The sequence below is a fragment of the Pseudomonas reactans genome, assembly GCF_013387025.1.
Classification (GTDB): Bacteria; Pseudomonadota; Gammaproteobacteria; order Pseudomonadales; family Pseudomonadaceae; genus Aquipseudomonas; species Aquipseudomonas reactans.
On sequence record NZ_JACAQP010000028.1, the window covers coordinates 118,560 to 132,530 of the forward strand.

The window sequence follows — 13,971 nt, forward strand, 5'->3', positions numbered from 1 at the left end:
TCCAGCCTTCTCCTACATCCCAAAACGCAGTAGGGCTATGAATTAAAAGCTGAAAGTGGCGGTTGGCGCTTGAGACATTAGTCACTGGACTGATAGACCTGCTTACCGCCTACCCAGGTTTGGAGGACACGTGTCCTCCAGAGTTGTGCTGGGCTCACATGAAAAATATCCTGATCGACAAGAATGAAGTCCGCCCATTTTCCTGGTTCAAGGCTACCTTGGGTGGTTTCCTGATGGCCTGCGTAGGCAGCATCCAGTGTGAACGCCCGAAATGCTTCAAGGAGAGTCATGGCCTGCTCGGGGTACCACCCACCAATCGGAATGCCATTTTGGTTTGCACGTACGACAGCAGCATGCAGGCCGTAGAAGGGATTCGAGGACTCAACCGGGAAATCCGAGCCCGCAGCAACTTTCGTTCCCTGATTCAACAGGGAACGCCAGGCATAGGCGCCCTTGATACGTTCCGTGCCGATCCGGTCCTGCGCCATATTCATGTCGCTGGTAGCGTGGATAGGTTGCATCGACGCAATAAGGTCTAGGTCCACAAAGCGCGCAATATCCGCCATAGCAATGACCTGACTATGCTCAATACGGTTGCGCAGTTTCCTTCCATCGACGTTGGCGAAGGCGTACTCGAAACTATCCAAAACTTGTCTGATGGCCGCATCCCCAATGCCGTGCACATTCACTTGGAAGCCGGACTTCAGAGCCGTTTCAATTTTGTTTTGCATCTCCTGCTGGCTATCAAAAAGCAAACCTTTATTACCTGGATCATCCGAGTAACCCATAAACAGGGACGCACCACGACTTCCCAGTGCACCGTCGGCATAGAGCTTTACGCTGCGCACGGTGAGACGGTCATCGCCATACCCAACCAATGGGCCTCGCTTGGAGAACGCTTGGAAATCCTCCCCTATACCACCAATCATCGCGTAGACACGCAATGGGAGACGTCCTTGATCGGCGAAACGACTTAGAACACTAAACGTCTGGCTGTCGATACCCGCATCATGAACAGACGTCAAACCTTGTGCGCTGAGGTGCTCCAACGCTGATTGCAGTTCAACCTCCCGCTCCCTTTCACTTGGCTTTGGAATAACACGTGTGACTAAACCCATTGCGGCATCGACCATTACCCCTGTCGGAGCACCCTGCACATCTCTCTCAATACGCCCACCTTTTGGGTCTGGTGTTTTTTTGGTGATGCCTGCAAGCTGCATAGCCTTGGTATTAGCCCAACCAGCGTGAGCGTCTACGCGTGTGAGCCACACTGGCCTATCGCTTACGACCATGTCGATTTCAGTTGCTGTGGGAAACCGACCTAACCCCCATACGACTTGATTCCATCCTGATCCCGTCAGCCATGTTTCGCCTGGTCTGGCCATGGCGAACTCACTAATAGCCTCTTGTGCACTGCTCAATGTTTTCGCGCGACTCAAATCGATACTACGCAATGACTCACCTAGCCATTTGATATGACCGTGCGCATCAGTTAGACCAGGTAACAGGACATGACCCTTTCCATCTATACGAGTTGCCGGTGAGGAATCGGCAATAAGCTCGGCCGCCTTGCCGACCCCAACGACTTTACCTTCGCTATCGAAAACGAGTGCGTCAAACCGCAACAAACCACCGGCCGCCAGCGTGTAGCCTCGTACATTTTCAATGATCGTTGGGTGAGACCTAGCGTTACCGATTTCGGTAAAGACCGGAAAACAGAGAATCAAAATGGCGAAAAAAAATTTGAATACCATGCGTTTTCTCCAGTAATTCCTCGCACCAAAACCCACGAGGAACATGTCACGCAGTAAGAAAGAAGGTAATGAAAAAGGGAGCAAGAAGGGTCAAGATGAAACCACTCACTAACGCTATGGGTAACACGTCGGCACTGCATGCTTGACGCACAACCGGTAGCGTAGAGTCCAACGCTGTAGCACCGGCGGCGGCAATGCCAACCCTCGGCCAGTGACGACCAAAGAGATACAGTAAAACGATTGAAATCAGTTCACGACCCAGATCCACAAGTAATGCGATTGCGCCATGGGTATCACCAGACAGTGCCCCAATCATGACGCTGGAGAGCGTGAACCATCCAAACCCTGTCGATAGTGCTAACAGCACGCGAAGATCTTCACCCGTAATGAAATGAACTGAAAAGGCACCTAGTATCGACCCCATCACGACAACGAGCGGCACACTCAGCACGCTCCATGAAATCCAGTTTCGCCCGAGTTTAACGCCCGACAAATCGAGCCCTACCAGAAAGATCAATACCATTAACAGAAAGTGGCTAGACGGAAGCCACCGCTTTGCGTCGGTATATTCAATGTGGGTGATCGCCAGGTTGAGCAACGCGCCCAGAGCGACCATCGACAGCGCAATCAAACACTCCTTTAACGGTTTATACACAGCGCACTTATCAAACGGGGGTCGACCATTATTTTCCTTAACGACGATTCCTCTGTGCCTATAGCTAACAAGCCCCAGTAGCAAGCATGGAAAAGCCGTGGTAAAGAGGGTGACGAGCAATGATATTTTCAGCACGTACTCCATCACGTTCAATGAAGAAACGACTTCTCCAAATTCAGCGCCCACCAGAAAGAGCAACGCCCATATCAAGGGGCTAATCAAGCGGGTCAACCGGTAAGTCATCGTCGTCGGCAATAACAATTTCCCCAACAAGAAACCCACCCCCAAGACAACTGAAATAGGCAGCACCGCATTCAATGCCTGCATTTTTATAGCCTCTGGGCAGTGGATGAGAAGTCAATCAAAATAATGCAGCGCTCCGTTATCTCTTCACGCGCCTCATCACATTTTATAATTGGGCTTACGTAATGCGAAACTTTCGGGTCATGCACCACAAAACTTTCGAAGGTCGAAGAAAGCGTAAATCTCGCAAGGATCTGATCAATTGGAGCGTCCTCCAATCGCGTATTCCGGATGCCTGTCGTAGCAATAAAGTTTTCACCGCCCATCATGTGTTTGGAACGGTAAATCAGGTGCGCAAATGTGAAGGGCTCTCCATCCTGATGAAAAAAGTTCGGGGAGCTTATGCCTGGATCGCTCGGTCCAGAGGAGGTGAGTTTTACGAAGTGCACACCGAAATAGACGGGTAACTGCTGGCCATCACAGGACCAGAATGTAAGTGAAAAATCCTCCTCGATCAGCGCCCGCAGGATGGCGTTACTTTTCACCGATTCACTCAACGCATGAAAATATCGCACACTTAAATGATCGGGGTTATTACTTCCCTGGTCGTAACCTGCACGCCAACCACCGGCCTTATCTTCAACGGCGGGCAACCAATGACTTGTTTTATCTTCCCATGGAAGAATGACGCCATTGCCATATCTACGGAATCTACGCACCCCCACTGGCGCGTATTCGTCCTGCTCTAACCGGCCAAACTCTTGCCGTAAACCTGCAAGATCTTCGAGCCTATACGACTGACTCACTCGCGACATGTAGTGTTCATATCCATCTTCGGCTAACACAGGACGAGACATGGTGATTCCTCCCTGGATTGATGTTGACCAAAATAGGTATACATCCTTGGGAGACGCAAGATGGGGGATAGCCAACGGGAAACGTCTTACAGCGATTTAGGACCGGCTTGCGATACTGCCAATCGGCGGCGCCGCTTTTTTTTCGTATGTACGCATGCTTTTCAGTGTTACAGGTTCCAGGACATTTCCGACAAAGGCTTCAGGTTGTCGCCACCCTCTTCGCTTGACCACGAATGTTGGCAGCTCCACCAATCAAAGGGAGTTTCACCATGATTAAAGACAGCCCAAATCCCCCAACCGAAACACTCTTCACCGTCCGTCCCGACCTGGGCACCGAAACCCTGCTGGCCAACACCTCCCAAGACCTGGCCTGCCTCAACGACATCGCAGCCCATCTTGCATTTGAAGTCGACGGCACCCAACGCAACATGGCGCTAGGTATCTGCCGCATGCTTGAGGGAGTGCAACTACTGGTGGACAAGGCGCTCGACCAAGCCTACCCAGCAGCTTAAGTCTTGCGCAGGATCGTTCCCCAGCGCGGGAACGATCTCAAAACACCGACCACCCAATCCGCTCACTCAACAACTCCAACGCCTTCATCCCCGCCAGCGAGTTCCCCGCCGCGTTCAACTCCGGCGACCACACGCACACCGTGAACTGCCCCGGTACCACCGCGACGATCCCCCCGCCTACCCCGCTCTTGCCGGGCAAGCCGACGCGATAGGCAAAATTGCCTGCCTCGTCATACAGCCCACTGGTCGCCATGATTGAATTGACCTGCTTGGTCTGGCGCGCCGTCAAAATCTGCTCGCCGCTGTGGGCGCTCACGCCTTCGTTGGCCAGGAAGCTGAACGCTCGCGCCAGATCCAGGCAGCTCATCTGCAACGCGCAGTAGTTGAAGTAACTATGCAACACCGCATCCACATCGTTGTGGAAGTTACCGAACGACTTCATCAGATACGCCATGGCCGCGTTGCGCGCACCGTGTTGCGCCTCGGATTCGGCGACGATGCTGTTGACCAGGATCTGCGGGTTGCCCGACAGGCGCCGGACGAAATCGCGCATCGACAAAATCGGCACGGCAAAGCGCGATTGGTTGATGTCGCAGATCACCAGCGCGCCGGCATTGATGAACGGGTTACGCGGGCGGCCGCGTTCAAATTCAAGCTGCACCATGGAGTTGAATGGCTGCCCGGAGGGCTCGTGGCCCAGGCGTTGCCAGATGGTTTCGCCGCCGTGGTCGATGGCCTGCACCAGGCTGAACACCTTGGAAATGCTCTGCACCGAGAACAGCGTATCAGCGTCGCCGGCGCAGTAGGCCGCGCCATCGTTGCCGTACACGGCGATGCCCAGTTGGTTGGCCGACACATCGGCCAGTGCGGGGATGTAGTCGGCAACTTTGCCGAGGCCGATCAGGGGGCGTACTTCGTCGAGGATCGACGAAAGCATCGCCTGCATGTCTTGTCCTGTCATCTGGGTTTGAATCGCTGGTAAACGGGTCGCGGAGGATACTTCAATGCGCCCGAAAGCCCCACACAATCTCGACCACCCGTTCGGCGATCACCAAGTACACCAGGATCAACAATACCTGTAGCGCCAAGTGATAGCGCAGCTTGGCGAGCCGGCGAACACCGTCGCTGATATTCAGGAGCATGAGCAGCGTCGACAGGATGATCAGGCCCCAGCCGGCCACGTTGGAGGCGAACACCCCGATAAACAAGTCACGCTGCCCAAGCAACGTATTGGTCCCCGCTGCAAACAACAGTGCACACACCAGCAGGTTTTTCACGTTGTCGAAGATCTGCGTGCTCAGATCGTTTTCCAACAACGCCCTATAGCGTTTCCATAACGTGCGCATGGCAGGTACCGGATAGGGATCGCTCGTCAATCAAAGTAGTCCAAATGCCCGTACACTGCACCGTTGCGCTTACACCACGAGGATTTTTGCATGAAATTGATGATCGGCCTGGCCGCCCTGCTGTTGGTATCGGCTTGCACCACGACCGCGCCCACCACGCCACCCGCCCAAGACTCCGCTGCGTCGACGTGCCTGGCCGGCGGCGGCACCATGAAGCAAGTCGGCAAGTTGCAGAGCTGGAAGTGCATCACGCCGTACAAGGACGCGGGCAAGGCATGTACCGATTCGAGCCAGTGCGAGGGTGAGTGCCAGACCAGCGTGACCACGCAAACGGGCACCACACCGATCAGCGGCACCTGCCAAGTGGATAACAGCCACTTCGGCTGCTCGGCGACAGTGGAGAAAGGCAAGCTGGGGCGGGCGATCTGCATCGATTGACCGATATCCCCTGTAGGAGCCGGCTTGCCGGCGATGGCCTCCCCAGGTGCGATGCAAATCTTGAGGGCCTATCGCCAGCAGCCGGTGCCTACAAGCGGGCCAGCGCTTAGAAATGCGCCACATCCGACACCCGCTCATCCAGCACATCTCGCGCCAGCGCCCAGGCGCGATCCTTGGACTCCACCACCAACAGCGGGTAGCCCCAGGCCTTGCCGAACATCACGGCAAACGGCTTCAGCGCCAGGCGTTGTGCGGCGCTGGGCTCGACCTGGATCATGCCCTTGACGTAGGTGCGCAGCGCCTGCTTGTTTTTTTTCATCCATATCGACGCTTGCTTGCGCTCTTCATGAGAGTGTTCGTGGTTGTTCTCATCCACGGATTTCTCGTGCAGCAACAGGAAAGGTTGCTGGCGGGCCAGCAGACTTTCGAAGGTCAGGAAGGCATCCTCCGGCCCGCCCTCGTTGGGCGCGTCGAAGACGATTTTCACCACTGGGAATGTTGAGCTGTCGAGTCGCATGGCAAATCTCCTTGTTGAGAATGGATCTCACTATAGCGACCACCCCACTAGACGGCATTGCACAGAATAGCCAGAATGTTTCGCAATTCAGCCAAGCGTAAAGTCGCCATGCAACACCACCGCCTCGACCAACGTGACCCCTCCCGAGTAAAGGACGCCGACCTGCTCCCGCGTGCCGTGATCGCCGTGAGTGCCACCAGCACGTCCGAGAGCTGGGAGCATGCACCGCATTCCCATCGCAAGGGCCAGTTGATGTACACCCTACGCGGGGTGATTCATTGTCAGATCGAGGCCGGCATCTGGATCGTGCCGCCCCAGTGCGCGCTGTGGATTCCCGGCGGCCTGTCCCACGCCGCACGCGGTTCCGGCCAAGCGCAGGTGTATTGCCTGTTGATCGACCCGGACGCCGCCGGCGCCCTGCCCCCGCAATGCTGCACGCTGTCGGTGTCCGGCCTGTTGCATGAACTGATCAGCAAGGCCGTGAGCTTCCCGCCGTTGTATGAGGAGGACGGCGCGCAGGGCCGCCTGATCCGCACGCTGCTGGACGAACTGGCCCAGGCGCCCATTGAGGACCTGCACCTGCCAATGCCTCAGGACCCGCGCTTGCGGCGCCTGGCCGACAGCCTGCTGGCCGCCCCCAGCGACAAGGCCACCCTCGGCCAGTGGGCCGTGCGCATCGGCATGAGCGAGCGCAGCATGACCCGCCTGTTGCTGGAAGAATTTGGTCTGAGTTTCGGGCGTTGGCGCCGGCAGTTGCATGTGATCCTGTCACTGCAACGACTGGCCAGGGGCGACAGTGTGCAGCGGGTCGCCCTGGACCTGGGCTATGAGAACGCCAGCGGCTTCATCACCATGTTCCGCAAGGCGGTAGGCCAGCCGCCAGCACGTTACCTGGCTGATCGCGCCGGTGCGTCAACAGCCAACGCCGCCGCGACCATTGCATTGCACGCGCAACAGGCGCCGGATCAGCGCTGAACCGGAATGCGAATATCACCGCCGCGACACTGGGTCTTCACACTTTTGGGGCAGCCGGCAAAGCGCAGTTCCTTGCTCAGGCACACCCGCACTTCGGACAGCACCTTGCCCTTGCAGATCACCGCCACACTGTGATCGCCCATGGCTGGGTTTGCCTGGCGGAACAGGCGTTCGATGTCCTGTGCTTCAAGGTAATTGGGCACATTGAAGGGCTGCAGTTGCTGCGGAATCTGAACTGCGCCCAGTGCCGCATCAGTGGCATCCAGGTAACGCGTGGGCCCCAAGCCGCTGCACGTGCCGTGTTTGGCCCACTCATGCTTGAGCAATGCCTGTGTGGGAAACATCAGCGCGCCCTTGGCCATGTCGTCGGCCGACAACCGCGATTGCGGGTCGCACGACGCCGGCCACCCGCCACGGGCGTACTGCGGCCATAACCCGTGCAATACAAAGCCGTAGCCTTTACCTGTGCATTGCTCGTTGTTCGGGTGCGTCAAGCAGAACGTGGGCGACCACGACAGAGACAACACATAAAAATCAAAATCCCCTGCCGGGCGTTGCTCACGTGGCGCAGCCATTGCACTGGTGGCTATGACCAGCCACACCATCATCCAGTATTTCATCCGTCTATTCCTCGAAAAAACAGAACCCTATCGCAGCTATCCAGGATGATGGGGGTTACGTTGTAGCACCTTGTCGAGGATCCGATCGGTCTTCAACGCCTCGATCGCTTGGGAAGGGTGTTCCGCTTCCCCGCGAATATGGGCATTCATGGCCAGCACATGATGCCACTGGATATGCGCGTGGCAAGGCACCTCCAGCACTTCGTCCACCTCGCCTTCAAGGCGCAGCGGCTGGTCGTCGAATACGGCAAAGGTAATACGTCCCTTGCTGCCGATCAGCTCGACCTTGTCTTCGCGGCGGTCGGCGACAAAGTTCCAGCAGCCCATGCCCAACGCGCCGGACGCGAACGTCCAGCAGGCAGTCACCGCATCCTCGGCGGCGTAGCGCCCGGCCTGTCGTGCGGTAAATCCCGAGACCTCGACGATATCCCCGGCCAGGTACTGGAACAGGTCAAACCCGTGGCTGGCCAAGTCGGCAAAGTAACCACCACCGGCGATGAGCGGGTCGGTGCGCCAATTGGCGACACTGGCATCGTCGGCGCCCGGTGGCTTGCACAGGGTCCAGGTCAGGTGGCGCAGTTGGCCGATGCGCCCGTCCTGCAGCCACTGACGTACCTGCTGGAAACGCGGCAGCGAGCGGCGGTAATACGAGACAAACAGGTGCAGGCCGGCACGCTCGAAGGTGCGCTGCATCAATGCGCTTTGCTCGGCATTCAACGCCATCGGCTTTTCGACACAGCAGTGCTTGCCCGCGGCGGCCACCATCAGGCTGTACTCGAGGTGGCTGTCGGGAGGCGTGGCGATATACACCGCATCCACTTCGGGATCGTTGATCAGGGCCTGGGCGTCGGTGTAGAAGCGGGCAATACCGTGGCGTGTCGCATAATCGCGCACCGCGTCTTCACGGCGCCCCATTACGGCGACCAGCGCCGAACCTGGCGCTTTGTAGAAAGCGGGTCCACTCTTCACCTCAGTGACACTGCCACAGCCGATCATGCCCCAGCGTACGGTGCTCATCTGCTCTCCTCGTGCGTTTTGATCAATCGGGCAGTATCCACATCCCCACACGTCAGCGCCATAACCACTTAGCATGACAATTGCATTACGTTTTTATGACACTAATCCCGCTGCGGGGCACAGACGATGAAAATAAGGGCCACGGTCATTTGCGAACACGAAGGGCATATCCTCTTCGTGCGCAAGGCCAGATCGAAATGGGCGTTGCCGGGCGGCAAGGTCGAACGCGACGAGCGCCCGGTCGGCGCGGCTGAACGCGAGCTGGGAGAAGAGACCGGACTGAACGTCGACGGCTTGCTGTATTTACTGGAGTTGAAAGCCCGCGACACCGTTCACCACGTATTTGAAGCGTCGGTGGTGAACATCGCCGATGCAAAACCTTGCAATGAAATAATCGATTGCCAGTGGCATCCCTATGGTGCCATGGATGAGCTGGACACCACCGACGCCACCCGACACATCGTTAAATCCTTTCTACGTCGCCTGTAGTTCAGCGCTTTGGCCACTGGCCAACAGACCTCGCTTCACCCCGCCATTCTCTTTCTGCCGTTCGACAAAGGACCTGACGAACGCGGCAGCGGCTGCGTGCGCCACCGGTACGGCCATGGCTTGGCGGATGGTCATGAAATCGTCCTGCACCAAACGGCTTTGCGCGGTGACCTGGGTTTGCAGGAAGTCCCGCACCCCTGCCGCCGCATCCAGGCCTTGTTCGATAAACCAATCCACCGCTGCGGCCGAGGTCGGCGCGCGTACCAATTCGGCATGCTCGACCGTTCGGCTCAAGTACAGATCGTAGGCCGCGCCCTGGCCGACGGCGATGCGTCGGCCCGGCGCATCCAGTTGTGCGACGTGCGTAAAAGGTGAGTCCGCCGCCACCAGATACGTGCCCTTGATCGCTACATACGGCGCGCTGAAGGCGATTTCCTTTTCACGCACCGGCTCGATAGCCAGGAACGCCACGCGCCAGACGTCCTCGGCCAAGGCCGCGAAGACCTTACCCGCCGCCTCAAACGTGATGAGCTGCAACTCGACACCCAGCTCTGCAGCCAGCGCCTTGGCCAGCACCACGGAAACACCCTGGGGCTCTGCGTTCGTACCACGTTGCGCCAGCACCGGGTTGCCGAAGTTGATGGCGGCGCGCAGCACGCCATCGGGGGCCAATTGTTGCAGTACGCGGGGGTCAATCATCAAGCGCTCCTGGGCGGGTCCGTTGCACGGTCTTGCGGATCACAAACGGCAGCACGCCGCCGTGCACAAGGTAACCAAGCTCTTGCAGCGAGTCGAGGCGCAACACCAAACTGCATTGGGTGAGACCACCGTCGGCGCGATCGATCTGCAGGGTGATCGGGTTTGCGCCCACCTGCAGGTTATCCAGGCCGAGGAAGGTCAGGCGCTCGCTGCCCTCCAGCGCCAAGTCCTGCACTGTCTGCCCCTCGCTGAATACCAACGGCAACACCCCCATGCCGATCAGGTTGCTGCGATGAATGCGCTCGATGCTGCGCGCCACCACCGCCTTGATGCCCAGCAAACTGAGGACCTTGGCCGCCCAATCCCGGCTGGAGCCAGCGCCGTAGTTGATCCCGGCAAACAGCACCGTAGGCGTACCCACGTAGCTTTGCGCAGCCAGGTACAGCGGCTGATAGTCCGTATGGTCGGCGTTCCACGCCCAAACGCCTTGGCGCGGCGCTTGCGTCGGGTCCAACAGGTTGTTCAGGCGCGGGTTGGTAAAGGCGCCACGCACCATCACCTCGTGGTTGCTGCGCCGGGTCGAGTACTGGTTGAAATCCGCCTCGGCCTCGCCCCTTTCACGCAGCCAGGCACCGGCCAGGCTCTGCGCCGGGATGGTACCCGCTGGCGAGATATGGTCGGTGGTGACGTTGTCGCCCAGCACCACCAACACCCTGGCGTTGCGCACCGATAAGCGCGTCACCGGTAACGCCTGAACATCCGCTAGGTACTGCGGGCGGCGCAGGTAGGTGGAGTCGGGATGCCAGGCAAACTGCACGCTGCCATCGGCTTCCAGCGCCTGCCAGTGAGGCGTGCCTTGCCAGAGCAGTTCACTGCGTTGCTGGAACAACGCCGGCCGTACCACTTCAGAGACTTGCGCCGACACCTCGGCGTCGCTGGGCATCAGCTCATGCAGGTACACCGGCCTGCCCTGTGTATCCAGTGCCAGTGGCTGGCTGGACAGGTCTATGTCGATGCTCCCGGCAATCGCATACGCCACGCACAGCGCGGGCGATGCCAGGTAGCCGGCCGGGACTTTCGGGTTGACCCGCCCCTCGAAATTGCGATTACCCGACAGCACCACCACGCCCCTGAGGCCCTGCTCGGCGAAGGTCTCCACATGCGCTTCCAGGCTGCCAGAGTTACCGATGCAGGTCATGCACCCAAAGCCCGCCAGGTCGAAACCCAGCGCAGCAAAATCCTCCAGCAAACCTGCTGCTTCCAGATAGTCCGCGACCACCCGCGAGCCCGGCGACAGTGAGGTCTTCACCCACGGCCTGCGCCCCACGTCCCGTGCCCTTGCATTACGCGCCAGTAACCCGGCCTGGATCATCTGCGCCGGGTTGGCGGTGTTGGTGCAACTGGTGATCGCCGACATCACCACCGCGCCGTGGGTCAGCGGCGCATTAAACGATGGCTCTAAAAACTGCTGCCCGGCCTCGCCTTGCACATGCTGATGAAACGAGGCACCAGCGCCCGCCAGCGACTGACGCTGATGGGGCTGATGCGGCCCGGCCACACTCGGTTCCACCTGCGCCAGGTCCAGCTCGATCAACTCATCGAACTGCGGCTCGGGTTCCCCTTCCTGGCGCCACAACGACTGCGCCGCCATATAGGCCGAGACCTTGGCCAGCAGCGCCGCCGGGCGCGCGCTCAATTCAAGGTAAGACAAAGTCTCGTCATCAAACGGGAAAAACACCACGGTCGCGCCATACTCTGGCGCCATGTTCGCCACCGTGCCTCGCGCCGCCCAACTCAACGACGCCAACCCCGGCCCGGTGAACTCGACAAACTTGCCGACCATGCTGCGTCGACGCAGCAACTCGGTCACGGTCAACGCCAGGTCCGTCGCCGTCACGCCGGGGCGCAAGGCATTGCTCACGCGAATTCCCACCACCTGCGGGAACGGAATCGGCACCGGCTCGCCCAGCATTGCCGCCTGCCCTTCCAGCCCGCCCACGCCCCAGCCCAACACACCGATCGCGTTGATCATCGGCGTATGGCTGTCGGTGGCGACCATGCAATCGGGGTGCAGCAGCACACCGCCGTCAGCAGCGGGACTTTCCCACACCACCTGCGCGATGGACTCCATGTTCATCTGGTGGATGATCCCCGTGCCTGGCGGGATCACCTTGAAGTTGTCCAGGCTGGCCTGGGCCCACTTGATAAAACGGTAGCGCTCGCTGTTGCGGCGAAAGTCGATGTCCAGGTTGGCTTCCACCGCCCCCGCTTCGGCGTAGTGCTCGACAATCACCGAATGGTCGATGGTCAGCACCGCCGGAATCGCCGGGTTCACCGCCGTCGGGTCACCGCCGAGTTCCGCCACCACATCGCGCATCCCGGCAAAGTCCGCCAGCGCCGGCAGGCACGTGGTGTCGTGGAACATCAGGCGATTGGGCTGAAATGGCACCTCACAATCAGGCCCCTGTCCCGTGGCGCGCGAAAGCACGGAAGGCAATGAGGCTGGGGCACAACGGGCGATGTTTTCCAGCAGGATGCGCAGCGAATACGGCAGCCGGTGCAATTGCGCAGGTGTCAGCAGCTTATGCAGGTCGATGTAGGCGTAACGTTGCCCGTCGATGTGCAAATGGTTGAGAAAGTCACTCATAGTTGCGCGAAGATCCGTTCGATACGCGCCAGGCCCCAATCCAATTCGTCGCGGGTGATGGACAACGGCGGCGCGATGCGCAGCACGTTTTCATGGGTTTCCTTGGTCAGCAAACCTTCGACAAGCAACGCTTCGCAGATTGGCCGCGCGTCGCGGTCCAGCTCCACGCCGACCCACAGCCCACGCCCGCGAATCTCGCGAATCGCCGGGGAGTTCATGGCCTGGAGACGTTCCACCAGGTAATGGCCGAGCTGCGCGCTGTTGTCGATCAAGCCTTCGTCCTCCAGCACGTTCAAGGCTTCCAGGCCAATGGCGGCGGCCAGCGGATTGCCGCCGAAGGTCGAGCCGTGGCTGCCGGCATCAAACAGATCCATGATCGAGTGATCCGCCAAAAACGCCGACACCGGCATGATCCCGCCACCCAGCGCTTTACCCAGGATCAGCGCATCCGGGCGAATGCCTTCGTGCTGGAAGGCAAACCACTTGCCGGTGCGGCCCAGGCCCGACTGGATCTCATCGAGGATCAGCAAGGTGTTGGTCTCATCGCACAAGGTGCGCAGCTCGCGCAGGAACCCGGCTGGCGGCACGCGAATACCGGCTTCACCCTGGATCGGCTCGATCAACACCGCGCAAGTGTCAGCCGTGATTGCCTGGCGGAAACTCTCGATATCGCCAAAGCGTGCCTCGGTAAAACCGTTGCAGAACGGGCCGAAGTCGGCCTTGTAGTCCGGCTCGGACGAAAAGCCAACGATGGTTGAGGTGCGCCCGTGGAAATTATTGTCGGCCACCACGATCTTCGCCTGGTTCGCGGCGATGCCCTTGACCCGATAGCCCCAGCGACGGGCCGCCTTGATCGCGGTCTCAACGGCTTCGGCGCCACTGTTCATCGGCAGTGCGGAATCAAAGCCACTGATGCGGCACAGCGCCTTGAGGAAGTTGCCCAACGGCTCACTGTAGAACGCCCGGGACACCACGCTGATCTTGTCGATCTGCGCCACGGCGGCGGCGCGGATGCGCGGGTGCACATGGCCGTGGCTGACGGCGGAATAGGCCGACATCATGTCCAGATAGCGCTTGCCGTCATCGCCAATGGCCCAGACGCCCTCGCCCTTGACGATGACCACCGGCAGTGGCGAATAGTTATGGGCGCAAAATTGGTTTTCGAGAGTGATTGCCGGGTTGGAGTGCATGGAGAGTCCTGC

General features: G+C 59.1%; 15 protein-coding genes. 4 read left to right on the plus strand and 11 right to left on the minus strand.

What is annotated here, in order from left to right:
- Positions 1-77 precede the first annotated feature (77 nt).
- Genes HX793_RS23410 through HX793_RS23420 form a run of 3 tightly spaced genes read right to left on the minus strand, consistent with a single transcriptional unit; the run spans position 78 to position 3,509 of the window.
- Positions 78-1,754, minus strand: a complete 1,677-nt coding sequence (locus HX793_RS23410; RefSeq protein ID WP_177053084.1) for an amidohydrolase — start codon at positions 1,752-1,754, stop codon at positions 78-80.
- 46 nt (positions 1,755-1,800) lie between these two features.
- Positions 1,801-2,736 (minus strand): LysO family transporter, encoded by a 936-nt coding sequence (locus HX793_RS23415; protein ID WP_177053083.1) that lies wholly within the window; start codon positions 2,734-2,736, stop codon positions 1,801-1,803.
- 2 nt (positions 2,737-2,738) lie between these two features.
- On the minus strand, positions 2,739-3,509 hold the full coding sequence (locus tag HX793_RS23420; RefSeq protein WP_177053082.1) for a 2OG-Fe dioxygenase family protein: 771 nt from the start codon (positions 3,507-3,509) through the stop codon (positions 2,739-2,741).
- 269 nt (positions 3,510-3,778) lie between these two features.
- On the opposite strand from HX793_RS23420, the gene HX793_RS23425 reads away from it, so the two are divergent.
- Positions 3,779-4,021, plus strand: a complete 243-nt coding sequence (locus tag HX793_RS23425) for a DUF6124 family protein (protein WP_177053081.1) — start codon at positions 3,779-3,781, stop codon at positions 4,019-4,021.
- A gap of 37 nt (positions 4,022-4,058) precedes the next feature.
- Here HX793_RS23425 and glsB read toward each other — a convergent pair whose 3' ends face one another.
- Positions 4,059-4,967, minus strand: a complete 909-nt coding sequence (gene glsB / locus HX793_RS23430; protein ID WP_177053080.1) for a glutaminase B — start codon at positions 4,965-4,967, stop codon at positions 4,059-4,061.
- Between the two features lie 55 nt (positions 4,968-5,022).
- Positions 5,023-5,367, minus strand: a complete 345-nt coding sequence (locus tag HX793_RS23435) for a hypothetical protein (RefSeq protein WP_177053079.1) — start codon at positions 5,365-5,367, stop codon at positions 5,023-5,025.
- Between the two features lie 90 nt (positions 5,368-5,457).
- Between HX793_RS23435 and HX793_RS23440 the strand changes: the two genes are divergently transcribed.
- Entirely contained in the window at positions 5,458-5,805 is a 348-nt protein-coding gene (locus tag HX793_RS23440; protein WP_177005121.1) for a hypothetical protein, read from the plus strand.
- A 106-nt stretch (positions 5,806-5,911) separates the two neighbouring features.
- Here HX793_RS23440 and HX793_RS23445 read toward each other — a convergent pair whose 3' ends face one another.
- Positions 5,912-6,322, minus strand: a complete 411-nt coding sequence (locus HX793_RS23445; protein WP_177053078.1) for a hypothetical protein — start codon at positions 6,320-6,322, stop codon at positions 5,912-5,914.
- Positions 6,323-6,430: 108 nt separating this feature from the next.
- Here HX793_RS23445 and HX793_RS23450 point away from each other — a divergent pair, with 108 nt between their 5' ends.
- Complete coding sequence (locus tag HX793_RS23450) at positions 6,431-7,297, plus strand: AraC family transcriptional regulator (protein WP_177053154.1); 867 nt, start codon at positions 6,431-6,433, stop codon at positions 7,295-7,297.
- On the opposite strand, the gene HX793_RS23455 is transcribed toward HX793_RS23450, so the two are convergent.
- Positions 7,288-7,917, minus strand: a complete 630-nt coding sequence (locus HX793_RS23455; protein WP_177053077.1) for a ribonuclease T2 family protein — start codon at positions 7,915-7,917, stop codon at positions 7,288-7,290. The genes HX793_RS23450 and HX793_RS23455 overlap by 10 nt on opposite strands.
- Before the next feature lie 36 nt (positions 7,918-7,953).
- A complete protein-coding gene (locus HX793_RS23460; protein WP_016977181.1) occupies positions 7,954-8,934 on the minus strand; it encodes a Gfo/Idh/MocA family protein in 981 nt (326 codons plus the stop codon).
- 126 nt (positions 8,935-9,060) lie between these two features.
- Between HX793_RS23460 and HX793_RS23465 the strand changes: the two genes are divergently transcribed.
- The gene (locus tag HX793_RS23465) at positions 9,061-9,423 is read left to right on the plus strand and encodes an NUDIX hydrolase (RefSeq protein ID WP_177053076.1); all 363 of its coding nucleotides are present in this window, start codon (positions 9,061-9,063) and stop codon (positions 9,421-9,423) included.
- Here the strand turns inward: HX793_RS23465 and HX793_RS23470 are convergent.
- Genes HX793_RS23470 through rocD form a run of 3 tightly spaced genes read right to left on the minus strand, consistent with a single transcriptional unit; the run spans position 9,409 to position 13,959 of the window.
- The gene (locus HX793_RS23470) at positions 9,409-10,122 is read right to left on the minus strand and encodes a transporter substrate-binding domain-containing protein (RefSeq protein ID WP_016977183.1); all 714 of its coding nucleotides are present in this window, start codon (positions 10,120-10,122) and stop codon (positions 9,409-9,411) included. The two genes, HX793_RS23465 and HX793_RS23470, sit on opposite strands and share 15 nt — an antisense overlap.
- A complete protein-coding gene (gene acnA / locus HX793_RS23475; protein ID WP_177095713.1) occupies positions 10,115-12,769 on the minus strand; it encodes an aconitate hydratase AcnA in 2,655 nt (884 codons plus the stop codon). Before acnA ends, HX793_RS23470 begins: the two co-directional genes overlap by 8 nt.
- Positions 12,766-13,959 carry an ornithine--oxo-acid transaminase gene (rocD, locus tag HX793_RS23480; RefSeq protein WP_177095711.1) on the minus strand — a complete coding sequence of 398 codons (1,194 nt, stop codon included), beginning with the start codon at positions 13,957-13,959 and terminating at the stop codon, positions 12,766-12,768. Before rocD ends, acnA begins: the two co-directional genes overlap by 4 nt.
- Between the last annotated feature and the right edge of the window lie 12 nt (positions 13,960-13,971).

Bases quoted from the DNA above. Each gene is read 5' to 3' on its own strand.
- HX793_RS23410 (WP_177053084.1), bottom strand. From the start codon at position 1,754: ATGGTATTCAAATTTTTTTTCGCCATTTTGATTCTCTGTTTTCCGGTC.
- HX793_RS23415 (WP_177053083.1), bottom strand. From the start codon at position 2,736: ATGCAGGCATTGAATGCGGTGCTGCCTATTTCAGTTGTCTTGGGGGTG.
- HX793_RS23420 (WP_177053082.1), bottom strand. From the start codon at position 3,509: ATGTCTCGTCCTGTGTTAGCCGAAGATGGATATGAACACTACATGTCG.
- HX793_RS23425 (WP_177053081.1), top strand. From the start codon at position 3,779: ATGATTAAAGACAGCCCAAATCCCCCAACCGAAACACTCTTCACCGTC.
- glsB (WP_177053080.1), bottom strand. From the start codon at position 4,967: ATGCAGGCGATGCTTTCGTCGATCCTCGACGAAGTACGCCCCCTGATC.
- HX793_RS23435 (WP_177053079.1), bottom strand. From the start codon at position 5,367: ATGCGCACGTTATGGAAACGCTATAGGGCGTTGTTGGAAAACGATCTG.
- HX793_RS23440 (WP_177005121.1), top strand. From the start codon at position 5,458: ATGAAATTGATGATCGGCCTGGCCGCCCTGCTGTTGGTATCGGCTTGC.
- HX793_RS23445 (WP_177053078.1), bottom strand. From the start codon at position 6,322: ATGCGACTCGACAGCTCAACATTCCCAGTGGTGAAAATCGTCTTCGAC.
- HX793_RS23450 (WP_177053154.1), top strand. From the start codon at position 6,431: ATGCAACACCACCGCCTCGACCAACGTGACCCCTCCCGAGTAAAGGAC.
- HX793_RS23455 (WP_177053077.1), bottom strand. From the start codon at position 7,917: ATGAAATACTGGATGATGGTGTGGCTGGTCATAGCCACCAGTGCAATG.
- HX793_RS23460 (WP_016977181.1), bottom strand. From the start codon at position 8,934: ATGAGCACCGTACGCTGGGGCATGATCGGCTGTGGCAGTGTCACTGAG.
- HX793_RS23465 (WP_177053076.1), top strand. From the start codon at position 9,061: ATGAAAATAAGGGCCACGGTCATTTGCGAACACGAAGGGCATATCCTC.
- HX793_RS23470 (WP_016977183.1), bottom strand. From the start codon at position 10,122: ATGATTGACCCCCGCGTACTGCAACAATTGGCCCCCGATGGCGTGCTG.
- acnA (WP_177095713.1), bottom strand. From the start codon at position 12,769: ATGAGTGACTTTCTCAACCATTTGCACATCGACGGGCAACGTTACGCC.
- rocD (WP_177095711.1), bottom strand. From the start codon at position 13,959: ATGCACTCCAACCCGGCAATCACTCTCGAAAACCAATTTTGCGCCCAT.